The sequence below is a fragment of the Neobacillus drentensis genome (assembly GCF_036962765.1).
Taxonomy (GTDB): domain Bacteria; phylum Bacillota; class Bacilli; order Bacillales; family Cytobacillaceae; genus Neobacillus; species Neobacillus drentensis_C.
In genome coordinates this window covers 1-21,044 of record NZ_JBALOS010000261.1, presented here as the reverse complement: position 1 = coordinate 21,044, position 21,044 = coordinate 1, and the positions used below count along the sequence as shown (strand labels likewise).

The following is a 21,044-nucleotide window of genomic DNA, read 5'->3' as shown; positions in this document are numbered from 1 at the left end:
GAGATATAACTTCATCCTCACAGATCTGATGATACTGTGCAATAAAGGGAAGCTCTTGACCCGTTTCTCCTCCATAATAAACAGGCACCTCATAGACAATTGGTTGAAGCGGGCCAACCTCAGCTGAACCGTGATAAGTCTCTCCACAGCTTCTATTAATTGATCGTAGTTAATAATTTCAGGACGATAATAAATCGCGACTGAATTATAGGCAGGCACCCATTCATTGATTCCGTGGATGTTTGCGGCATGAAGCATAGAAGTGACGCGCCGAACTTGCTGGTGATTGAGTTCATTAATTCCTTCACCAAAACAAATTCGGATGGCTGTATCACCTAATGGCTGAATATCCATTCCTATCGATCTCCTATATCTTTTTTTGCTGCTTATTCCGGCGTAATTTGTTTATTATAAAAATTCAAATATTTTTCAAAATAAAGGGCAGTTGATTTTACTTATGTTTCTATTTGCGCTAATCTTATTTTGAAATCAAATTTTCTATATATTGGAGGTTACAAATATGTTTGATGTATTAATTGTTGGCGCTGGACCTACCGGCGCAAGTGCAGCCCTTTTTACTGCGAAAGCGGGAAAGAAAACATTGGTTATTGATAATGATAAGAGTGTAACGAAGAGAGCATGGATTGAAAACCATTATGGTGTAGCAGAAATTACAGGACCGGATCTTGTTGAAACGGGGAAAAAACAAGCAAGCAAATTTGGTGCAGAAATTGTCCAAGCTACGGTTTCTACTATCAGTAAAACCGAAAGTGGTTTTAAAGTTGAAACTGACCAAGGTGAATATGAAGCTAAGCATGTTATCCTCGCTACAGGTATGTCTGTTGATCTAGCTGAAACTGCAGGTTTACAAACCAAGTCAGGTACAGAGCCAAGAATCAAGACTGTATTTGATGTTGATGCTGCTGGGAAAACAAATATTGACGGCATTTGGGCTGCGGGAACAGTTGCTGGTGTAAGTATGCACACCATTATTACAGCTGGCGATGGTGCTAAAGTCGCAATCAATGTAATCAGCGAAATAAATGGTGAACGCTATGTTGACCATGATGTTTTAAAAGCGTAAAAGGGTACATATAAGGGGGAAACCAAATGGCTGTTAGGAAAATGGACCATGTTGGCGTAATGGTAAGCGACCTTGATGCCTCACTTCTTTTTTATCAAAAAGTAGTTGGGATGGAGTTAAAAGACCAATTTACGATTGCAAACGGTACAAGAACGTTAGCTTTCCTTGGGTTTAATGGGTCTGACGAAACAGAATTGGAATTAGTGACTGGTGGTAATCCTGATCTTCCATCTGAAGGTAAAGTCAATCATGTTGCCTTCTTGGTGGACGATATTGAAGAGGAATTCGGCCGATTAAAGGGTGTCAATGTAGTTTTCTTTAGTGATGAGATTGTGACACTTCCGAACGGCTATCGTAATTTCTTTGTGCAAGGCCCCGATGGTGAAAAGGTCGAGTTTTTCCAACGGTAAGCATTCATAGGAAACTAAACGAAGGGACTCAGCGGCTGAGTCCCTTTTCTTCCCATTATGACTGCAAGACGGCTTTTATATAAAAATTGACAGTCTAAATCCTTCCTTTTAAATTGGTTTAGTAAGATTATCAATAGCATTGTTAATCTTACAAACGATTTTAAAATTCATCGAAGGAGCGTTTACTTTACAAATTATTTTACTTGAGTAAGGGGAAATTTTATGATCAAAAAAGACACGAATCTTAAACCGGTTGTGGCAGGTTTATTGTTAGCGATTTTAATGGCAGCGATGGACAATACGATTGTAGCTACGGCGATGGCTACCATTGTGGCAGATCTCGGCGGGTTTGATAAATTTATTTGGGTTACCTCAGCCTATATGGTTGCGGTAATGGCAGGAATGCCTATTTTCGGTAAACTTTCCGATATGTACGGACGGAAACGTTTTTTTATGTTTGGATTAATCGTCTTCCTGATTGGCTCGGCATTATGTGGTGTAGCCCAAAATATCATCCAGCTTAGCATATATCGTGCGATTCAGGGAATCGGCGGCGGGGCTCTGATGCCAATTGCCTTTACCATCGTTTTTGATATTTTCCCACCCGAAAATCGCGGGAAAATGACCGGTTTGCTTGGGGCTGTTTTTGGCGCATCCAGTGTATTAGGGCCGTTACTTGGTGCTTATATCACTGATTATATTAGCTGGCATTGGGTTTTCTATGTAAACGTTCCAATTGGAATTGTTTCGATCTTTTTAATTGTTCGTTATTATCATGAATCATTAGAGCATTCCAAGCAAAAAGTTGATTGGCTTGGGGCGATTACACTGGTCATTTCGGTTGTCAGCTTAATGTTTGGGCTTGAACTAGGCGGGAAAGAATACGCCTGGGACTCAACTCCAATCATCGGTTTATTTGCTAGTTTCTTCGTCTTTTTTGTAGCGTTTTTCATTGCTGAAATAAAGGCTGCTGAACCGATTTTACCACTTTGGCTGTTCAAAAGACGCTTGTTTGCCACCTCGCAAATCTTGTCATTTTTGTATGGAGGAACGTTTATTATTTTAACCGTATTTATACCTATCTTCGTTCAAGCGGTCTACGGTGGGTCGGCTAAGAATGCCGGATTGATTTTGACACCAATGATGCTTGGTTCCGTTGCTGGAAGTTCTGTCGGCGGGATTTTCTTAACGAAAACGTCCTACCGTAATTTGATGATTGTTTCGATTATTTCATATGTTCTAGGTATGTACTTCCTTGGCACGTTGACGGTTGATACGGCGCGCTGGCTGCTGACAATCTATATGATTTTGGTCGGCTTTGGGGTTGGTTTTTCATTCTCCTTGCTGCCAACTGCTTCCATGCACAATTTGGAACCGCAATACCGCGGTACAGCCAACTCGACGAATTCATTTTTACGGTCTTTTGGCATGACACTTGGGGTAACGATCTATGGCTCCCTGCAGAACAACTTGTTTACAGATAAATTGAAAGATGCGTTTCTAGGCATGCAAGGGGCAGGAAATTTTAAAATGGGGGATCCGCGCCAAATCTTCCAAGCAAGTGAACGCTCAAAAATTCCAGATTTTATTTTGGATAAAATTATACATGCGATGTCCGCTTCGATTACACATACCTTTTTACTAACCCTGATTCCGATTGGGATTGCAGCGATTACGATCTTATTCATGGGCAATGCCCGGGTAGTAGTGAGTAAGAAATCTGCAAAAGGATAATAAGCGGGGGCTCCCGTTTAGCTTCAAATTATATTATTACACTATTAAAAGCACTTGGGAGTACGTATCCCAAGTGCTTATTTTTGTTATTCTGCAAACTTACCGGCCATGTAGTCACGGTAGGCTTGGCGAATTTCTTCCTCTGTGTTCATGACGAACGGCCCTCTGGCAACGATTGGCTCATTTAGCGGTTCACCTGCATACAACAATACGCGAAGTGGCTCCTCGGCCGTCATAGACACCTCACTATTTTGTCCAGCTTCTCCTTTTTCGAGCAGAAGCACATGACCCTTTTCGGCTTCTTTCTTATTTTTTCCAAACAGTCCTTTACCATCTAAAACATACATGAAGCTATGATAGTCTCCAGGAAGGTCTTGAGTAACCGATGCACCTGGTTGTATGTTGATTTCAACCATGGTGACAGGTACATAATTTTTCGTAGTCGATTGAATGCCACCTGATGACCCGGAGAAAATTCGGATTTGTGCCCCTTCCTCTTCACGTACCGGCATGTCTTTGGCACGGAGATTTTGATAACGTGGTTCTGCCATTTTATGCTCACGCGGCAGGTTCACCCATAGCTGCAGGGAATGAACCGTTTCCCCTTCAGCAGGGTCTTCAATATGAATCACACCTCTTCCTGCAGTCATCCACTGGACATCACCAGGCTCAAGTTCGCCCCTGCCCGCTTTATTATCCTGATGCTCCAGTTTCCCTTCAATCACATAGGTGACGGTTTCAATCCCGCGATGCGGATGAAAATCAAACGTTCCTTTTTTAAAAAAATCCTCTGCTAGAAAAAGAAAGGGATCAGACTCCTTCATTTTATTTGGATCTAATACCATTCCTGCTGTATGGATTGGACTATGCTGTTGATGCTGAACATTCCAAATACGCTCAATACCCCTTTGATAAACTTCGCCCATTTTTGTAACCTCCCTTGTAAAATCAAAATAATGGTATCGCTATTGAAATTCTTTATCAAATATTAAAACTCGAAATTTTAGCTAAAATGGGGATTCGCTCGTTGAAAGCTGGAATTCGCTGATTGAACGGGTAAATTCGCTGATTGAACAAATAATTTCCTACGTAGGACAATAAAATACTGCTTCAGCTAGTATTTTTACGCCCAAACCAATAAAGGACACCTAAATTAGGTGTCCTCAACCATTCATTTCACATAAACCGACCCAAATCTGAATGCTTTTTACGCTTCTAAGTCCTTGCCTTCTGCGACGATATGGAACAAGAGATGGGCTAAGTGGTGAATCGGGCCGTATTCTTCTTGGTCTTCATCGTCTGGTTCTTCATTAAACTCCATGTCATTTAAGAACAATGCCATAAATTCGTAGAAGTCCTTCAATTGAAAGGAGTAGCAGCCGACAGGATCTTCATTGTCTTCTTCATAATGCAATACCATGTATGAGAGGTCTCCGTCCACATCTTCTCCATCAAAAAACACAAAAAAACCAATGTTTGTGTCGAGTTCAAATAAGTGCCTTGTTCCACCTTCTGTTGCTTTCGTAAAATCGTCCTGGCTAAGTTTTTGAATTTGCATGCTATCGACATTATCTTCTTGATGGAATCCGACTACAAATGATTTCATGATTTCCTCCTTAAAACTTTTCCGTAATAAAAAACACATGCTTTTAGCATGCCCTACTTCCAGCTGGTTTCATTCCTTCTATTCACAAAATAAAAAACGGCATTAATCACATTGCTTATCCTCTCCATCAAAATGCTCATTTAGGAGTGTATTTTCACTTGGAGCAAAATTAACCGACTGTAAACTCATTTTTGGCTCAATTCCATAAAGGTCTTGGGTAGATTTGCTTTCAATTTCCCTCAGAGATTGCTTCTTAACTGCTTTTTTCATACTAATCACCTCTTCATAATCATATTTTCCTAGTATTGTCTGCGTAATTATTGATAAACATTCAAATCTTCATAAAAAAAATCCCTGATAGGTTCAGGGATTTACAATCAGCCAATCGGTGGTTGAATCGGATGGTTGTTCACATTATCATCAATTGAAATAGCCACAGTATGCACTGACGGTGACACTTTCACATCTTTTGTTGTGGTGAAAAGCGTAATCAGTGAAATTGAAAACAATAGGATAACAAACTTTTTCATGAAAAATGCCTCCTTATTCTTAGATTATTTTATTTAAATATTTTACTGCATCGATAACCATACCCTTTTGACTGTAATACTCTGCAAGCATTTTATAAAAATGGGTTAAGTCATCACTATGTTCGTTTTCCTCTTCAAAGTAAGGAATGACTTTTGCCTCCAAATATTTGAAAGCTTTTACAGGTGATGATAAGAGAAGAAGATAAAAGTCAGCTAAGATGCGATATTTTTTTACGGATAGTTCTTTTGACAACAAGTTCACTTCTTGGAAACAAAGCTTCGCTTTCTCTAATGATTTAAGAGAATGGTGAAGCTCCCCGATCGCATATAAAGTAACTAGGTAGTGCTGGTTCTTGTTTGGCTGCAGGGCCAAACTTTTTTCATAATAGTAGAGTGCTTCCTTTGCATTCTTCATTTTAAATTGCAAATGTCCCATATTATGATAAATTTGGGGAAGTAGTTTTTCTTTTCTTAGTAATTCTGCATTACGGATTAAATGTTGAAAACACTCTTGTGCTTCTTCGTAAATATTGGAATGGGTAAAATTAATGCCTAGCAGCATAAGGGTATGAAGAATTCTAATGAAGTTGTGCTGATTCATGAATATGTGCAGTGCCATCTTTCCAAAATGGATAGCATGTCCTGATTGTTCTAGTGAACTTTTCACCAGTGAACGATGGTAAAGAAATTCCCCGCTCGTCGTTTCTTTATTGTTTTCTGTATGTAAGGCATCGAGGATATCATCTGCTTGTTGATATTGACCCTTCCACATTAAGAATATCGCATTATAGTAGCGAAATAAATAGTCTTCATGTTGGGAAAAATTTTTCTTTTGCTTATATAAAAGTGCTCGTTGCCCATCGGCCTCATCAATTTGTCCTTTAAAAATTAAGTATCGAAACTTGTATAGCTCGTAAATATAAATATAGTGAGAAAATGGGATCAGGTGTTCAATTTCCACAAGTTTTTGATAATTTTCTTCGATTTCATCACTTAGATAAAAGTTTATCTTCTCGTCTAACCTCTTTAGTAAACTTTTAATTTCTTCTTCCTTTTCCTCCATCTCTTCAAGGCCGATATTTAACCGCTTGAGTAAAAGAGCGATGGTCGCTTCGTTTGCTTCTTTTGAGTTATTCTCAATCTTACTTAAATGCGGGACAGAGCAAATTCCCTTTGAAAGCTCTGCTTGTGTTATTCCTCTTTGAGTTCGGTAGAATTTAATCAGGGCTCCATATTCCATATTGCCACCAGACTAACCTTTCTTTTTACCTTAGTTTACATCAAACAGTGTTCTCCTGACATTATTTTTCTTATCATTTTAATAATTTTGACTTTATTCTCAAAAGGTCATCAAGGCGCAATGGCCTGATGACCCTTAAAAGTATTACTGAGCCCTCGGAAAACCAAATCCTGATGAGTAATCATCGCCCGTTGCTGATCCTGATCCTCCCTTAATGTCATTATTCATTGCACGATTTTGAAGTTCTGACCGAAGCTGTAGATTCGACCAGGAAGGATTGCCTGCCCAAATCTTTGCTGCAAGCCCTGATACATGCGGTGTCGCCATTGATGTTCCACTAATGGTGTTATAACCTCCGTCCTTCCATGTTGATTCAATCGCTCTTCCAGGTGCCGAAACTTCTACATCACGCTCTTTTATCACATAGTCACCATCGGTGCTTGGATTCCCTCGCGATGAAAAATCAGCTACACGATAGGTGCCATTTTCTATGATGTTTTCTAAAGCAGCAACTGCTACAACATTTTCTAGTGCCCCAGGATAGCCTATAGTGTTGCCAGTTGGACCGTCATTGCCGGCAGCTGCGACAACAAGTACACCTTTACTATAGGCATAATCAACAGCACTTGATATGAGCGAATCCTTTACGCTTGACCCAAGCGACATCGAAATAATCACATGTGATCCAGTCCTTGTTGCTTCATCAGCTGCTTTTCGAATGGCTGCAGCAATATCATCGGAATAACCACTGCCCCGGTTGTTTAACACTTTATAGGACCAAAGTTTTGCTTCTGGTGCCACCCCGTAAATGCCCTGGCCATTACTTCCTCCGTTGGCAAGAACTGTTCCGGAGACATGTGTTCCGTGACCATTGCCATCGGAGCAACTTCCCTCAACCAAAGAAGTCTTGCTTTGGGAAAAATCCTTACATTGTTCTACATTGCTAGTTAAATCTGCATGACTAACATTCACACCAGTATCCAGGACCGCTACCCTTATTCCGCTTCCACCCGAAGTTTTTGCAATCGCTGGATCATTATAAATGGCTTGAATGCCCCATGGTGTTTGATCACTAGGTACTGAACCTGCTGTCCCTCCTGGCTTTGCCGCTAATTCTGTCTTAGAAATAAACTGTAATTCTGGTAATATCTCAATCGTTAAATTCTTGTTGTTTAATAGTGCTTGATATTGATGTGCATTAACAGTGGTTGTAAATCCCTTGCTTTCGAAGTCCCAGCGGACCCCAAGGCTCGTTTTCGCTTTTGCCTTTTCAGAGGCTGGGCCTTGAATTAACACACGATAAGTTTCCTGGCTGGTTGTTTGCTGCCCGAATGCGACCGTTGCAAACATTGAAATACCCAATACAAAACTAAGTAGTGCTGACCCAAGAATTCTCCTTTTTTTCATCAAGAAACTCCCCTCAACTTTATTACAGCACTTGGGCTGATATTTAAGCCTATTCAAAAAGTCAAGTTTAAATATCAACTTGTATGTTCAATAAAGTTGGGAAAGTTTTTATAAAAAGCAAAAAAACCAGTCCGATGAAAGGACTGGTTTCTAGAAATATTTCTTTTTCCAAAAAACAAAAGCTGTTAAACTCGTTAAAAATGCTGAGATTACTAGTGGTATCGCATAGGAATGGGTAGCATGCTGGAAGGGAATATCCACATTCATCCCGTAAAAACTCGCCACCATCGTTGGGAAGGATAGAATAATGGTAATGGAAGTTAAGAACTTCATTACGATGTTTAAGTTATTTGAAATAATGGATGCGAAGGCATTCATCATTCCTGTTAAAATCGAGCGATAGGTTTCAGCCATTTCAATCGCCTGTGTTTTTTCAATAATAACGTCTTCTAATAAGTCCTTGTCTTCTTCATACATTTTTAAATAGTTAAAACGAAGGATCTTATCGAGGACAACCTTGTTTGACTTTAACGAAGTCGTAAAGTAAACCAAACTTTTTTCTAATGCCAGAAAGGCGAACAACTCTTTATTTTTCAATGATTGATGAACGACATGTTCAATTTCATTAGTCTTCTTGTTAATTTGTTTTAAGTAACGTAGATAAAACGAAGAAATAACGAACAATATTTGCAACGCAAAACGGGTCTTTTTAAATGTAAAAAACTCTTTTACCCTGTTTTTTCGGAATTCCTCTAAAATTGGGGTATCTTTTAAGGAAACGGTAATGATACATTCATCTGTAAGAATAATGCCAATTGGAATCGTTTCATACCCAGCAAAACCATTTTCATCATGAACGATATAGGGAAAGTCGACAATGATATAGACTCGGCCATCATCTCGTTCAATCCTCGGACGTTCTTCATCATCGAGAGCATCCTTAATGATATCTACATCGACTTGAGCTTCCATTGATACCTTATTGATCTCATCTTGTGTTGGGGCATACATATTAACCCAGCACCCTTTTGAAATTACATCTACCTTTTCTAAAACTTTTGTCTCTGTACTTTTAAAAATTTCCAACATGACTTAACCTCCTCACTCACTTTGTTCGAGGAAGCCAACAACCTTTTCTAGAGTTGATATTCTTGATATTCAATTCAATCCATTCAAAGATCACATTGACTTCCCCTCGCCTACTACTTGGGTCCGGGTCTACGGAATAACACAAAAATATCAACTCCCTCTACCTTTTAATATTTCCTATCTTATCATAAACCCAAATCCCCTAAAGTACAAAGGAGTTTTTTTGGATTTATTCATCTTCTGCAAAAAAGGGATTAAAATGAATTAAAACTTCTTGAATGTTATCGTTTTTATCCATAAGTTTTTGTTTAATCGCTTTTGCCAGGTCGTGCCCCTGCTTAATGGTTTTATAGTGATCAATCGAAATCCGTAAATCCACCACTACATAATGACCAAGCTCTCTTGCCCTAATCCGGTCAATTCGCTTTACTTCGTTAAATCCCTTCACAACGGCGATGTATTCCTCAAGTGTTTCTGTATTAATATTACGTTCAAGTAGGATATCAAAAGCCTCGGTTAACATTTCTTTTGCAATTTTAAAAATTAAATAAGCGACAAAAATACTGGCTGCCTTATCACCGTATAGTAAGAATTGAATATCAAAGCGGCTGCCGGCAACGGAAAGGAGCACCCCGATGGCTGCCGCAATGGAGGCCACAATATCGGCCTTATGATCAAATGCTATCGCCTCTATGGCCTTACTGCTATGTTGTTTTGCTACCTTTAACGAACTTCGATATAAAATTATCTTCGTTACATATGAGAATAGGGCAATCCACATTGCCAGTAAACTTGGTGATTCGATTTCGTGAAAGAAACCGCTAATGCCTTCATAAACCACATAAATGGCGACAAGAAAAAGCAAGATCCCGATAATACCAGAAACAATGACTTCTGCTTTGCCATGCCCATAGGGATGTTCATTATCGGCTGGTTTATTGGCGATTTTTATCACTAACAGAACAATCACGGAGGCAAAGACATCTGCTGCTGAATGGATCCCATCCGCGAACACCGCGTCACTATTGCCAACCCATCCAATGATTATTTTCCCTAATGTAAGAAAAATGTTACTGATTACACTAATCCAGGCCACTTTTTTAGCCAGAGTTTCTCTCATTTCCATAAGTAAACCACCTTTAAAAATACCTCTAGAAATCATAGCAAACGCAACCTAGATGGGTCTAGAGAAAAAGTCTTGCCCGCTTCAAGTTATGTTGACGGTGTACAAAATATGAAAAACTTATCCTTCATGCCCATCAATTTCTTCTTTAACCATTTCAACTTCTTCTATTACAGAAATTTTATTAATTTGGTCATGGAGAAAGTGAAAAGCTTTATCTAATTCTTCCTGAGATGGAAACTCATTTTTCTTGTTCATTATGATACCTCCTTCCTGAGATTTATTTTTTATTAGGAGTAATCCTGTTCAAAAAAGAAAAAAATACCCTTGTATCAAACAATGAAAGGGTGGATTACAGATGGAAAATAAGAATCAGAAAGCAAATCCAAAGAAAGAAGTGGCTGGCAGTTTCTATCATCCAAGCTATTATCAAGAAACCGATGACCTATCGGCCGGGATTGCAACTACGCATGAGCAAGCTAGCGATACGTATAAGGAAGGCGAAATTGGAGCAGTTGTTGATAATGTAAACGGGAAAGATATCTCCATACCACAAAAAGGCTACGATAAATAATAAAATCAGAGAAAACAGCTCTCACTCGAAAGCTGTTTTCTCTTTTTGTCCTCATTATTTATCATCATCAACATAAGGATCATGTTCAAACGCTGGTAAATCCCCAAAACTAGTCATGATACCTTCCTCATCGAGGGAATCTTCATAATGCTCATGCTTCGGATTTGGATAGACCTTAATGTTATTTCCATACATGTCATTGCCGACAAAATTTTCATAATCCTCGACATAGCCAAGATTTTCATCGGCTTCGGTGTAAATTTCATTATAATCATCCTGAGGAAAAGCTAAATCAGATGGCGTTTCAGATGTGCCCCACGCGGCCACAGTCTGCCAGGAATCCTCTGCATCGAATGCCACGTTCTCATCCTTTTCATCCATATCAAATTTACCAAATGGAGGCATGAGGACTCCTTCTTCAACCGGTCGTTTGTGGGAAGTAACCTGATCGGGGCTGTGCTCGATACAATAGGTTGTATTTGGCAATGCCTCTAAACGTTCTAACGGAATTTCCTTTCCGCATACTTCACAGTTTCCATACGTGCCATTTTCCATCGCTTCTAATGCGTGATCTATATTTCTAATTTCAAATTGATAATGTTCATTTAATGCAATATCTTTCTCACGCTCAAATAATTCTGTTCCTTCATCAGCTGGATGGTTATCATAGCTGGATAACTCCCCCATCGACTCATGAAAATGACCTCTTTCTAAACCAAAATGGTCATTTTGTTCTATATGTTCTTTTACCTCACTCTTTTCTTTTAACAATTGTAAACGTAACTCAGCTAACTGCTGTGTTGATAACATGTGATAAACCCCTTTCATTGACAAGCGCGATTAGTAATCCTCAATCTATTTCACAAGTATGTTAGTTGTATTTAATTGCAGCACAAACACCTAACGATTTGTGTTCACCTGCAAACCTGGTGCTCCCACTTTTCTTTGTTCCTTTTTATTTTCATTTTTTTCACGGTTGATTATGTAATGAAAATTTAATTCCATCAAAAAACTTATCTTTTTGCAGTGGATTTTTCACTGCATAAGAATTGTTCAGGCGAGTATCTTAAGAAATATCAAAAACTAGGTGAAAAGAGGAGATTTTATGGTAAATGAAAACTTTAACAAATTTAGACAAGAACAAAAGGAGCATCGTGCGGAATATTTAGGTGGAAACAGAAACCAAAAGCCCGGACTCAATGACCCAGAATATAATAATCAAGATAATACCGACAAATCGCCAGGGGCGACCGGACGAGATCTTTAATTTAAAGGAGAATATTAATGAGTACATCCAAATCCGGCGGGGACGAAAAAAACAATATGAAATGGTGGCAGCTTTCCTTATTTGGAGTAGGCTGTACCATTGGAACAGGATTCTTCCTTGGCTCAGGAATTGCGATTAAGATGTCAGGTCCATCTATTTTAGTTGCGTTTATGATGGCTGCCCTTGGTACGTATTTCGTCTATGATGCCTTATCCAAAATGACGTCCCAACAACCTTTACAGGGCGGGTTTAGATCATATGCAAAGAAAGCCTATGGCAGGTGGGCAGGTTTTAGCAGCGGCTGGGTCTATTGGTCCTCAGAGGTGCTAATCATGGGAAGCCAAATGACGGCCCTCTCGATTTTTTCCCGATTTTGGGTACCAAAAGTACCATTATGGATATTTGCGACTATTTATGCGGTTTTAGGGTTAGCAGTGATTTTAATCGGTGTAAAGGTATTAAACAAGCTCGAAAACATTCTAGCCATTTTAAAAATCTCAGCGATAGTCATGTTTATCGTATTAGCCCTCTTAGCCATTTTTGGTGTGATAGACGGCGATCGTGCCATTCAGTATCCGAATAGCCGGAAGGATATTATTCCCCATGGCTTGAAAGGCTTATGGCCGTCTGTTATTTTTGCTTTTTATGCCTTTGGCGGGATTGAGATTTTAGGGTTAATGGCAACAAAATTGAAGGATCCAAAAGAGGCGCCAAAAGCGGGGAAGGTAATGCTGTTTACCCTGATGGTCATCTATATTGTCTCGATTGGACTGGCAGTCATTATTGTCCCTTGGAATCAGTTTAACACGAAGGAAAGTACCTTCGTTGTCGCCTTAAATGCTTACCATCTTGCTTTTGTTCCACACATTTTTAATGCAGCACTCATTATTGCGGGTTTTTCTACCATGACAGCCTCACTTTATGGTGTGACAAGCGTCCTTGTGACACTTGGTGAAGAGGGCGATGCGCCAGCAAGTTTTGCTAAGAAAGGTAAATTGAAGGTCCCCCTTGCCGCGCTGATTATCACCATGCTTGGTATTACGGCTTCTATTGTTTCAGCCCTGGTTCTGCCTAATACAATCTACGAGTGGGTTACCACTGGTGCCGCATTAATGCTTCTTTATAATTGGCTTTTTATTCTGGCATCCTCTCGCAAAATCTTAGAGTTAAAACTGAAGGAAAAAATTATGTACTCAATTGGCGCCCTTTTTATTTTAATTGCCGTCAGCGGAACACTTTTTCACAAAACAAGCAGACCAGGCTTTTTTATTAGCTTGGCCTTTCTTGGCATCATTGGGCTGATTACCTTAATCATGCAGGTTAAATGGAAAAAGTCTAAGAAAAAAGTTCTTAGCCCTTGGCCAACAGCATAAGAAAAACCAGCGAGCTTTATTGCTGGTTTTTTTTACCGAAATAACAGATTAAATGCTTGCATTCCGAAATAAATTCCAAAACCAATTAAAGAAAGGCCAGACACGCAAGAAATCACTACAAGTACATGAGGAGTTAAAAACTTACGAAAACTGCTAGATACACTTGCCATTGCAATATCCCATATCAACAGCCCGATGAAAATCGCACTGCTGTAGAGGACTAATTGACTCGGATTAGACGTTGCCGCCGTTTTCGCAAGAACTGACCCATAAATCCCTAACCAAAAAAGAATCGTTAATGGATTAGAGATCGACATAAGAAATCCTGAAAAGAATGATTTTATCAGTGGTTCCTTCCCCCTGGAATGCTCTAAATGGATCTTTCCTGCATTCATAAAGGTTTCTATTCCTGTATACATCAGGACAAAACAGCCAAAAAACCAAAGAAACGTTTGCATAAATGCCGTTTCAAGAAACTGGACAACCCCTATATAAACAACAAGCATATAAACACCATCAGCAATGACAGCCCCTACCCCAATAAGCCACGAATTCATAAATCCGTTCCGTATGCCCCGGTCAATTTGTGCTGCATTAATTGGACCTATTGGCGCTGCCAGCGATAAGCCTAATAGTATATAGCTCAAAAATACATTCATCCATATCTCTCCCTAATAAATGAGTAGAAGCTTGTCTATCCATTTTTATTCAGAGAAATAGGTTCGTACTACAAAAAAATAAAATGAGCAGCCTAGATTTTCAGGTAAATGATTATGCTGTTTTTATATTTTTGAAGACAAAATACTTTTGTCCAAGATAATTGGCTATTGTATACAGAGTACTACCTAAAAGAACCGATACATTTTCTTCAATAGACGTACTAAAAGGATGAAATTGATTGGTCCACTCCATCAATTTCTCACTACAGAAATAAGCTAAAAAATAACAAATAAAAATAGTAGCAAAAAACTTTGGCAGACCTTTATGGAAAGAAACATTACTTTTAAAAGTATAGGTCCTATTTAATAAAAAGCTGAAACATGCCCCTATTGCATTTCCTGTAAACGTGGATGTCCAGTAGGAAATCCCCGCAACATTAAGAAAAAAGAACATACAAATTAAACCAATACATGTGTTCATAATCCCCACAAAAATAAAGCGGACAAGTGGGTTAGTTGTTGGTTTCAGATATTTGTCTAAGCTCAAAATTATAAAACTCATCCTCTACTGTTTGATTAAGCAAATGGTTCCTTGGTTTTGGCAGATTAAAGGAATCAATATCAACAATATACTTTGGACGCTGTTTTGATTCTTTATAAATTTTTCCAATATATTCTCCAATCAATCCGATCGCAATTAACTGTAAGCCGCCAATAAGCCAAATCGAAGTAATCAGCGACGTCCAGCCTGTCTCGGTATTCCCAAAAAACTTTAGCGTTAAAAAATAGATTCCAAAGATTAGACTCAACCAAAAAGAAACCAATCCTATTACTAAAACAAAGCGAATAGGTGAAACAGAAAAGGAGGTAATCCCGTCAAAAGCAAAGGCAAGCATCTTTTTTAAAGGATATTTCGATTCACCCGCTTTCCTCTCAAGCCTGTCATAATAAACTACATCCGAGCGAAAGCCGAGGAGAGGAACAATGCCCCGTAAAAATAAATTTACTTCGCTAAATCGTTCTAACTCCTGCACTGCTCGTTTACTCATTAATCGGAAATCAGCATGATTATAAACGAGGTCAACCCCCATCTTTTCCATGAACTTATAAAATCCTTGGGCAGTACTTCGTTTAAAGAAAGTATCCGTTTCACGCCCCTTCCGAACACCATAAACAATTTCATAGCCTTCCTGAAACTTTAGGATAAACTCACGGATTACTTTAATATCATCCTGTAAATCTGCATCGATGGATACAATGCAGTCAGAAAGTTCCTTGGCTGTAAATAAACCTGCAAGTAATGCATTTTGGTGACCTACGTTTTTGGATAACTTTAAGCCTCGAACAAATTCATTTCTTAATCCTTCTTTATATATCAATTCCCATGTTCGGTCCTGACTTCCGTCATCAACAAACAAGATTTTGCTTTGTGTAGAAACAAGCCTATCGTTAATCAGCTCCTTCAACAATTGCTGAAGTTGAACAATGGTCACAGGTAAAACCTCCACCTCGTTATAGCAAGGCACAACAATCGTAAGAACTGGTTCCATCATCTGTTTAAAACCTCCGCTGTCTACAAAGTCTTATATAAATAAATTTTCCAAGCTGATGATTTCGATTCGAATACATGAACTAACAATAATCGGTTTTTCTTGGCATTATCGATAGGCAGGGCCGAAAAAATATAACGGCCGCCCATTTTTTTAAAGACATCCGTATTCAACTCTAAATTTTTCAAATGACGTTTAGAATCTTTTTTGATCATATAATGTTTTCCTAGTTGTGCGGTAAAAATGTAACAACGTCCACCCCATTTATCAAAATATTTGCGAACCTTTTTATTTTTTGCCAATTCCTTTTCAATTATTTTTCTAAACTGATGTTTATAGGTTAATGGATAAAAATTATTATAGGAATCCAGCGTGTAAAACCCGTTATATTGAGCGATGGCTGGATGTATTCCAATACTGGCAACACGATATTCCTCCTTTGGAAGTGCGATATACTCCTCTATTTCACGGAACATTTCCACCGCATAAAATTCTTTGACAGTGGGCTTTTCCTGATAAATGATTTCATCATTAAATAATCCCAATAAGAGGAGTTGCAAGACGGCATACCACTTAGCTTTTCGAGCCCATCCCTTTCCTTGTAGCGAAAGGATTTTTAATGCAAGAGCAAAGCCTGCATAAATAACCATCGGCCGTAAAAAGTGATAGCGGGCGAAATTAAAGGTAGCCAAAAAATGGAATCGTTCGACTATAGGTGCCCATCCTTCATAAAACCAAAAGGCATACCAGATCGATAGCACAATATTTAGTGAGAATAAGAAAACAAATAGCCTTTCCTGCTTCCAAAGCTTTTTTCTGAAAACAATCCATATGGCGGTAAAGGTTGCAGGTAAAATAAACAGCGTATGAACCGTCATCACATGGGTGTGACCGAGCAGATAGTTTTTAAAGGTAAGCCTAACCGATCTCCAAAAAGGCAAGATTGGAAAATAATATTCATCCCTACTATTCGGTTCATCGATTAATAGAAATGAAAAAATGAGCCGATATTCAACACACATAAATATAACGGTCATATAAATAATGGCTGCTAAAAAGCGAAGATTCCATCCCTTCCCTCTTAAACCATCCGTTAACCAAAAGAACCCCATGGCCGTTAAAAAAAAGAAAAATCCTAAAACAATACTCGCATATAAAGGCAAAAGGGTGAGAACCAAGTATTCCTTCCACCCCCCTTTTCCGTTGCGAATAGTAAGGAATGCCCAAAGTGCAAGCGGCATCCCCATGGTACTCAACATCCCTGACGGCCAAAATGGGGTCAAGGCAAAGGCAAGAGCAGTTCCAATTTGTAAGAATAACCACTTCTCACCGGGTAAAAAGTGTCTTTTTAAGAGCCAATACATTCCAAAAAAGGCTACTATTCTAGTCAGAGCCTGACTTAAGCCATAGGCAGTCATTGTTGGGAAAAGGGCGTACAGCCAGACAATGATACTGTATTCGGTTCCAAAGGCATTTCTCGATAATTGTCCATTTATGATTTGGGGAATGGTCGCATTAACTGGGCCGAACATTTCTCCACTTCTTGCTAAAACCTTATACCAAGCCAGGTTTGAATCCAGATTATCATGAACACGTATATGAGCATTTTCCTGGAGAATAAATAGAGGAGAAAGATAGACCGCTATTACAAGCAAAGCAAAGATGATGAATTTTAGCTCTTTTTTGGTTTCAATACACACTCTTCTTCACCTCATAGGTCAAGACTTAAAAGGGACAATTTGGTTTTAAACTTTGCATCTAAGCAAAATATTATTCTCATTTATACATAAATAAAGGCAATTCCTGATATAAAGTACGTTGAAAAAAGGCAGTGCTTATATTTAAAGATTATGTATCTCGACAAAACTAGACACTTTCCATTATTTACATAATACAAAAAAGCTGTTAAAATAAATTTTACCATTAAAAATAATTTTAACGATAAAATAAATTTTCAAGAGAGGTTGATAATAATGTTTAAAGTTCTTAATAACCAGGCCTTTTTCCGTTTTTGGCTAGGTCAAATCATATCGCACCTTGGTGATGGTTTCACTCGAATTGCCATCGTTTATCTAGTGGCGACCTTGTCGAAAGATCCACTCACTATCGGACTGGTAATTTTTGCTCAACTTCTTCCAACTGCCTTTTTCGGGATTTTCTTTGGCCCGCTTGCCGATAAATATAATCGGAAATGGTTAATGGCCGGGGCTGATTTTTACCGGATGGTCATTGTTGCTTTGATGATTCCCTTCCATCATTCGGCTACAGCCTTAATTATTTTAATCACATTTCAAGGTCTTGGCTCTGCCCTTTTCGACCCGGCCCGCTCATCTTCAATACCAGACCTTGTTGGGGAGGAGAATATTCAGCCAGCCATTTCCCTCTCGCAATCTACTAGAGCCGCAATGGATATCATCGCTCCTTCTGTGGGTGCTTTATTGATGATGGCGAATAATTACACTATCATTTTTGCCATTGATGCTGTGACCTTTGCCTTATCTGCATTTTTCATCCTCTCGCTGCGAAATCTTGGTAAAATAAATGTTGCAAAAGATGTTTCTACTGAGTCCTATTTCAATTCCATTCAATCGGGTGTAAAAGAAGTCATTGGAATGCCAGCATTACGATTTTTATTAATTCTCCTCATTCCAATTACTCTAGTTTGCGGGATCCTCAACACCAACCTGATCGCGGTTTTAACCAATGAATTTAAAGTTTCTGCCTTTCATTTTGGCTTTATTGAAGCCGCAACGGCAGTCGGTATGATTGTTGGGGCGAGTTTAGCTGCACCTTTTGCCATGAAGAAAGTGAAGCCAAGTAAGATATTCCTCTCAGGGACTGCCTCAATTGGGCTTTGGATGATCTTAATTATCCCTTTAGATCGTTTTCATGTGCTTTATGGCATCCTTCCAGTCTATATTTGGAGTATAATGGTAGGTATTCTAAACGCCTTCTTAAATGTTCCGCTTAATAGTTTATTTTTAAAAGTAACGCCTGCAGCCTTTAGGGGCAGAGGCTCTTCATTATTAGGAATTACCGCTAGTACTGCTTCCATGATTGGCATTTTAGCAGGAGGCTGGTTATCGAAAGAAGTAGGTGTTTTATATGGGACTGCTCTATCCGGGGCACTGCTTACAATCGTAGCGCTATTAATGCCGTTGTTGAAGGGATATCGAAGTTTGTCTGACAATCGCAGCACAAAAATGGAACCTGAATCAAAGCAGCCAGTTGCAGCTAATTAACTCTGGAGGAACGTATCGTGAAAAAGATTGATGATATTGAAATAGCAAAAATGATGCTGGATATAAGAAAACGAAGTATTTTAGACATTGCCAAAGAACCTGTTACCGTAGGAAACATGGCAGAAGAACTGAATGAAAAACCATCACGTCTATATTACCATGTGAAAAAACTAGAAGAAGCTGGACTTTTAGAGTTAGTGGAAACGCGCCAGCATGGAAATTTAATCGAAAAATATTATAAACGGAATGAAACAGCCGGGCATCGGTTTGAATTAGCTGAATCCTTGCTAAAAGAACATCACGGGACCGTCATGGAAGAAATCATGAAACTACTTCAACCTGGGTTAAAACTGCTGGAATCTGAGTTACAAAAAGGCATGCCTGACTTTGAAAAGCAAGTAAATTTAATGATTAGTTTACCGACATTAACAGGAAAAGAATGGAAAACGTCGCAAGGACGAATGATGAAAGCGATTCGGGAAGAAACAGCTGAACAAGAAAGTTTCGAGGATTCAAGCCTCCCACATCTAACTGAAGACGAACTTAATAAAAAATCAAAATATGCCTATATCATGTTAAGCTACCGTGTGGAAGATGCACAATAAAGTGGAAACCCCCGTTTAGCCGCTTATGGGGTTCAGATACAAAAACAACCTTCCGGATCAACGGAAGGTTTTATTGTGTGGACTTACATTATTGTTTTCCAAAATTATCATAGACATTTAATAGAGAATCGAGCTTCTGGCTGCATTGGACTACATTCGGATTAGAAAAACCGTAACGATGCGCTAGTTCAACCATTTCAACCCTTGTTTTTTCAATATTTGATAATAGCGTGTTCAAACTAATCCCCATGAAACCAACCCTCTTTCTATGTTGAAACTATCTTAATGATAATAACCATAATTTATAAGTTGTAAGCATGAAAAACAAGTCTCTTCGAGAAAAATATTCGTATCTTTTGTGAACATTGACGTATTGTTAAAATTATCAAACGGTCTATTAGATTGATTCATTTTCGTCAATAATAGGTATAATGGGTTCCGCACCAAATCTCAGTGATAAGCTAAAAAGACACAAGAAAGAGGTGACGATTGTGCCGAACAGAGTTTATATCAGTTTCTTGCGTTTGCCTCTCCTCGTTCGAATTCTATTAATCGCATTGCTTGTGTTTCTCTCTTTTGGAGTCTCGATTCATTTTTTAGAACCTACCACTTTCCCTACCATTTTTGATGGCATCTGGTGGGCTATTATTACTGCATCTACGGTAGGATATGGCGATTATGTCCCCCATTCCTTCTTAGGAAGGATAACAGCATTATTCTTAATCCTGATAGGTGTTGGCTTTGTTTCTTCCTATTTTGGAACATTAGCTGCAGCAGCCGTCACAAAACAAGATGCCCTTTCTGAAGGTAGAATTCCTTTTAAAGGTGCGGGGCATATCATCATTATCGGCTGGAATGAACGCTCAAAAGAGTTAATAAGTAAACTTACTACTTCCAACTATCCACAAATGGTTGTTTTAATTGATGAAACACTTGAAGCAAACCCTGTAAAATCAAGGTTTGTCCACTTTATCCAAGGGAAAGGTCATGTTGATGAAACCATTGTCAAAAGTGATATCCATAATGCGGAGAAGGTGCTAATTACTGCGGATAGAGGAAACGATGAACTCCAAGCAGATATGAATAGCATTCTTACCTTACTCACTATTAAAGGAATCTATGCGCAAGTAAAATGCATCGTTGAAATCTTAACTGCAGAGCAAGTCATTAACGCCTATAGAGCCGGCGCCGATGAAGTGATTCAATCAAATAAATTAACAAGTGTATTTATGGTAAACAGTTTGCATTCTAATGGGGATGGACTGCTATCAAACATTGTCCATGAGCTGCAGGAAAGTAAATTGTCGTCTTACTTAGCTGAGGAAAAAGAGATTGGAAAACCCTTCAGCGATGTTTGCCATTTATTATTAAAGAAGGGCTACCTTTTAATTGGAATTCAAAGAGGGGAGGAAACATTCCTGAATCCCTCCCACTCCCTGCCAATCGAAGAGAACGATCAATTATTAATTTTTAAATAATTGTCTCTGTTAAACTTGCCTGTTGATTTCCGCTCCAGGCGCGGGCGGTCCGGCGAGCCTCCTCGTCGCTGCG

At 38.9% G+C, this 21,044-nt stretch carries 24 protein-coding genes and 2 pseudogenes; 9 read left to right on the top strand and 17 right to left on the bottom strand.

The genetic code is table 11. From position 1 onward, the window contains the following. Both V7137_RS30795 and V7137_RS30790 read right to left on the bottom strand, forming a co-directional pair. Positions 1-88: pseudogene (locus V7137_RS30795) on the bottom strand (kinase inhibitor); the annotation flags it as partial. 53 nt (positions 89-141) lie between these two features. Beyond that, a pseudogene (locus tag V7137_RS30790) lies at positions 142-354 on the bottom strand (carboxyltransferase domain-containing protein); the annotation flags it as partial. A 166-nt stretch (positions 355-520) separates the two neighbouring features. Here V7137_RS30790 and V7137_RS25885 point away from each other — a divergent pair. From V7137_RS25885 to V7137_RS25875, 3 genes are all read left to right on the top strand, one after another. Further along, positions 521-1,084: an NAD(P)/FAD-dependent oxidoreductase gene (locus V7137_RS25885; protein WP_335700735.1), complete on the top strand. Its 564-nt coding sequence runs from the start codon at positions 521-523 to the stop codon at positions 1,082-1,084. A 26-nt stretch (positions 1,085-1,110) separates the two neighbouring features. Next, positions 1,111-1,494: a VOC family protein gene (locus tag V7137_RS25880; RefSeq protein ID WP_335700734.1), complete on the top strand. Its 384-nt coding sequence runs from the start codon at positions 1,111-1,113 to the stop codon at positions 1,492-1,494. Between the two features lie 222 nt (positions 1,495-1,716). Beyond that, a complete protein-coding gene (locus V7137_RS25875) occupies positions 1,717-3,228 on the top strand; it encodes an MDR family MFS transporter (protein ID WP_335700733.1) in 1,512 nt (503 codons plus the stop codon). 86 nt (positions 3,229-3,314) lie between these two features. Here V7137_RS25875 and V7137_RS25870 read toward each other — a convergent pair whose 3' ends face one another. The 9 genes from V7137_RS25870 to V7137_RS25830 all read right to left on the bottom strand — a co-directional run bounded on the left by V7137_RS25870 (position 3,315) and on the right by V7137_RS25830 (position 10,481). Beyond that, positions 3,315-4,154: a pirin family protein gene (locus V7137_RS25870; protein ID WP_335700732.1), complete on the bottom strand. Its 840-nt coding sequence runs from the start codon at positions 4,152-4,154 to the stop codon at positions 3,315-3,317. A 281-nt stretch (positions 4,155-4,435) separates the two neighbouring features. Further along, complete coding sequence (locus V7137_RS25865; protein ID WP_218348870.1) at positions 4,436-4,834, bottom strand: cytosolic protein; 399 nt, start codon at positions 4,832-4,834, stop codon at positions 4,436-4,438. A gap of 102 nt (positions 4,835-4,936) precedes the next feature. Beyond that, positions 4,937-5,104 (bottom strand): hypothetical protein, encoded by a 168-nt coding sequence (locus V7137_RS25860; RefSeq protein WP_335700731.1) that lies wholly within the window; start codon positions 5,102-5,104, stop codon positions 4,937-4,939. Between the two features lie 107 nt (positions 5,105-5,211). Continuing rightward, the gene (locus V7137_RS25855; protein ID WP_335700730.1) at positions 5,212-5,364 is read right to left on the bottom strand and encodes a hypothetical protein; all 153 of its coding nucleotides are present in this window, start codon (positions 5,362-5,364) and stop codon (positions 5,212-5,214) included. 19 nt (positions 5,365-5,383) lie between these two features. Continuing rightward, positions 5,384-6,604, bottom strand: coding sequence for a tetratricopeptide repeat protein (locus tag V7137_RS25850; RefSeq protein ID WP_335700729.1), 1,221 nt, complete (start codon positions 6,602-6,604; stop codon positions 5,384-5,386). A 144-nt stretch (positions 6,605-6,748) separates the two neighbouring features. Further along, positions 6,749-8,011, bottom strand: a complete 1,263-nt coding sequence (locus V7137_RS25845) for a S8 family peptidase (RefSeq protein WP_335700728.1) — start codon at positions 8,009-8,011, stop codon at positions 6,749-6,751. Between the two features lie 150 nt (positions 8,012-8,161). Then, positions 8,162-9,100 (bottom strand): magnesium transporter CorA family protein, encoded by a 939-nt coding sequence (locus tag V7137_RS25840; RefSeq protein WP_218348861.1) that lies wholly within the window; start codon positions 9,098-9,100, stop codon positions 8,162-8,164. A gap of 229 nt (positions 9,101-9,329) precedes the next feature. Then, positions 9,330-10,226, bottom strand: a complete 897-nt coding sequence (locus V7137_RS25835; protein WP_335700727.1) for a cation diffusion facilitator family transporter — start codon at positions 10,224-10,226, stop codon at positions 9,330-9,332. 117 nt (positions 10,227-10,343) lie between these two features. Beyond that, positions 10,344-10,481 carry a hypothetical protein gene (locus V7137_RS25830; protein ID WP_218348859.1) on the bottom strand — a complete coding sequence of 46 codons (138 nt, stop codon included), beginning with the start codon at positions 10,479-10,481 and terminating at the stop codon, positions 10,344-10,346. Positions 10,482-10,581: 100 nt separating this feature from the next. Between V7137_RS25830 and V7137_RS25825 the strand changes: the two genes are divergently transcribed. Next, entirely contained in the window at positions 10,582-10,797 is a 216-nt protein-coding gene (locus V7137_RS25825; protein WP_335700726.1) for a YozQ family protein, read from the top strand. 54 nt (positions 10,798-10,851) lie between these two features. Here the strand turns inward: V7137_RS25825 and V7137_RS25820 are convergent, their stop codons facing one another. Further along, a complete protein-coding gene (locus V7137_RS25820) occupies positions 10,852-11,607 on the bottom strand; it encodes a yteA family sporulation protein (protein ID WP_335700725.1) in 756 nt (251 codons plus the stop codon). A 295-nt stretch (positions 11,608-11,902) separates the two neighbouring features. On the opposite strand from V7137_RS25820, the gene V7137_RS25815 reads away from it, so the two are divergent. After that, positions 11,903-12,064, top strand: coding sequence for a hypothetical protein (locus V7137_RS25815; RefSeq protein ID WP_335700724.1), 162 nt, complete (start codon positions 11,903-11,905; stop codon positions 12,062-12,064). Between the two features lie 17 nt (positions 12,065-12,081). Beyond that, a complete protein-coding gene (locus V7137_RS25810; protein ID WP_335700723.1) occupies positions 12,082-13,437 on the top strand; it encodes an amino acid permease in 1,356 nt (451 codons plus the stop codon). 32 nt (positions 13,438-13,469) lie between these two features. On the opposite strand, the gene V7137_RS25805 is transcribed toward V7137_RS25810, so the two are convergent. From V7137_RS25805 to V7137_RS25790, 4 genes are all read right to left on the bottom strand, one after another. After that, positions 13,470-14,096, bottom strand: coding sequence for a LysE family transporter (locus V7137_RS25805; protein ID WP_218348848.1), 627 nt, complete (start codon positions 14,094-14,096; stop codon positions 13,470-13,472). 112 nt (positions 14,097-14,208) lie between these two features. Next, on the bottom strand, positions 14,209-14,658 hold the full coding sequence (locus V7137_RS25800) for a GtrA family protein (protein WP_335700722.1): 450 nt from the start codon (positions 14,656-14,658) through the stop codon (positions 14,209-14,211). Then, positions 14,609-15,649, bottom strand: a complete 1,041-nt coding sequence (locus V7137_RS25795; RefSeq protein ID WP_335700721.1) for a glycosyltransferase family 2 protein — start codon at positions 15,647-15,649, stop codon at positions 14,609-14,611. The genes V7137_RS25800 and V7137_RS25795 overlap by 50 nt, the downstream gene beginning before the upstream one ends. Positions 15,650-15,669: 20 nt before the next feature. Continuing rightward, the gene (locus tag V7137_RS25790; RefSeq protein WP_420490180.1) at positions 15,670-17,346 is read right to left on the bottom strand and encodes a DUF6044 family protein; all 1,677 of its coding nucleotides are present in this window, start codon (positions 17,344-17,346) and stop codon (positions 15,670-15,672) included. Positions 17,347-17,619: 273 nt separating this feature from the next. Between V7137_RS25790 and V7137_RS25785 the strand changes: the two genes are divergently transcribed. Both V7137_RS25785 and V7137_RS25780 read left to right on the top strand, forming a co-directional pair. Continuing rightward, complete coding sequence (locus V7137_RS25785; RefSeq protein WP_335700720.1) at positions 17,620-18,888, top strand: MFS transporter; 1,269 nt, start codon at positions 17,620-17,622, stop codon at positions 18,886-18,888. Between the two features lie 17 nt (positions 18,889-18,905). Continuing rightward, positions 18,906-19,493 (top strand): winged helix-turn-helix domain-containing protein, encoded by a 588-nt coding sequence (locus V7137_RS25780; RefSeq protein WP_335700719.1) that lies wholly within the window; start codon positions 18,906-18,908, stop codon positions 19,491-19,493. An 88-nt stretch (positions 19,494-19,581) separates the two neighbouring features. Here V7137_RS25780 and V7137_RS25775 read toward each other — a convergent pair whose 3' ends face one another. After that, positions 19,582-19,743, bottom strand: coding sequence for an aspartyl-phosphate phosphatase Spo0E family protein (locus tag V7137_RS25775; RefSeq protein WP_335700718.1), 162 nt, complete (start codon positions 19,741-19,743; stop codon positions 19,582-19,584). A gap of 241 nt (positions 19,744-19,984) precedes the next feature. Here V7137_RS25775 and V7137_RS25770 point away from each other — a divergent pair, with 241 nt between their 5' ends. Then, positions 19,985-20,971, top strand: coding sequence for a potassium channel family protein (locus V7137_RS25770; RefSeq protein WP_335700717.1), 987 nt, complete (start codon positions 19,985-19,987; stop codon positions 20,969-20,971). The last annotated feature ends 73 nt before the right edge of the window (positions 20,972-21,044 follow it).

Coding starts and splice junctions, on each gene's coding strand:
- V7137_RS25865 (WP_218348870.1), bottom strand. CDS start 4,834: ATGAAATCATTTGTAGTCGGATTCCATCAAGAAGATAATGTCGATAGC.
- V7137_RS25840 (WP_218348861.1), bottom strand. CDS start 9,100: ATGTTGGAAATTTTTAAAAGTACAGAGACAAAAGTTTTAGAAAAGGTA.
- V7137_RS25885 (WP_335700735.1), top strand. CDS start 521: ATGTTTGATGTATTAATTGTTGGCGCTGGACCTACCGGCGCAAGTGCA.
- V7137_RS25805 (WP_218348848.1), bottom strand. CDS start 14,096: ATGAATGTATTTTTGAGCTATATACTATTAGGCTTATCGCTGGCAGCG.
- V7137_RS25820 (WP_335700725.1), bottom strand. CDS start 11,607: ATGTTATCAACACAGCAGTTAGCTGAGTTACGTTTACAATTGTTAAAA.
- V7137_RS25850 (WP_335700729.1), bottom strand. CDS start 6,604: ATGGAATATGGAGCCCTGATTAAATTCTACCGAACTCAAAGAGGAATA.
- V7137_RS25785 (WP_335700720.1), top strand. CDS start 17,620: ATGTTTAAAGTTCTTAATAACCAGGCCTTTTTCCGTTTTTGGCTAGGT.
- V7137_RS25830 (WP_218348859.1), bottom strand. CDS start 10,481: ATGAACAAGAAAAATGAGTTTCCATCTCAGGAAGAATTAGATAAAGCT.
- V7137_RS25800 (WP_335700722.1), bottom strand. CDS start 14,658: ATGAGTTTTATAATTTTGAGCTTAGACAAATATCTGAAACCAACAACT.
- V7137_RS25875 (WP_335700733.1), top strand. CDS start 1,717: ATGATCAAAAAAGACACGAATCTTAAACCGGTTGTGGCAGGTTTATTG.
- V7137_RS25810 (WP_335700723.1), top strand. CDS start 12,082: ATGAGTACATCCAAATCCGGCGGGGACGAAAAAAACAATATGAAATGG.
- V7137_RS25880 (WP_335700734.1), top strand. CDS start 1,111: ATGGCTGTTAGGAAAATGGACCATGTTGGCGTAATGGTAAGCGACCTT.
- V7137_RS25835 (WP_335700727.1), bottom strand. CDS start 10,226: ATGGAAATGAGAGAAACTCTGGCTAAAAAAGTGGCCTGGATTAGTGTA.
- V7137_RS25870 (WP_335700732.1), bottom strand. CDS start 4,154: ATGGGCGAAGTTTATCAAAGGGGTATTGAGCGTATTTGGAATGTTCAG.
- V7137_RS25815 (WP_335700724.1), top strand. CDS start 11,903: ATGGTAAATGAAAACTTTAACAAATTTAGACAAGAACAAAAGGAGCAT.
- V7137_RS25860 (WP_335700731.1), bottom strand. CDS start 5,104: ATGAAAAAAGCAGTTAAGAAGCAATCTCTGAGGGAAATTGAAAGCAAA.
- V7137_RS25795 (WP_335700721.1), bottom strand. CDS start 15,649: ATGATGGAACCAGTTCTTACGATTGTTGTGCCTTGCTATAACGAGGTG.
- V7137_RS25855 (WP_335700730.1), bottom strand. CDS start 5,364: ATGAAAAAGTTTGTTATCCTATTGTTTTCAATTTCACTGATTACGCTT.
- V7137_RS25825 (WP_335700726.1), top strand. CDS start 10,582: ATGGAAAATAAGAATCAGAAAGCAAATCCAAAGAAAGAAGTGGCTGGC.
- V7137_RS25845 (WP_335700728.1), bottom strand. CDS start 8,011: ATGAAAAAAAGGAGAATTCTTGGGTCAGCACTACTTAGTTTTGTATTG.
- V7137_RS25775 (WP_335700718.1), bottom strand. CDS start 19,743: ATGGGGATTAGTTTGAACACGCTATTATCAAATATTGAAAAAACAAGG.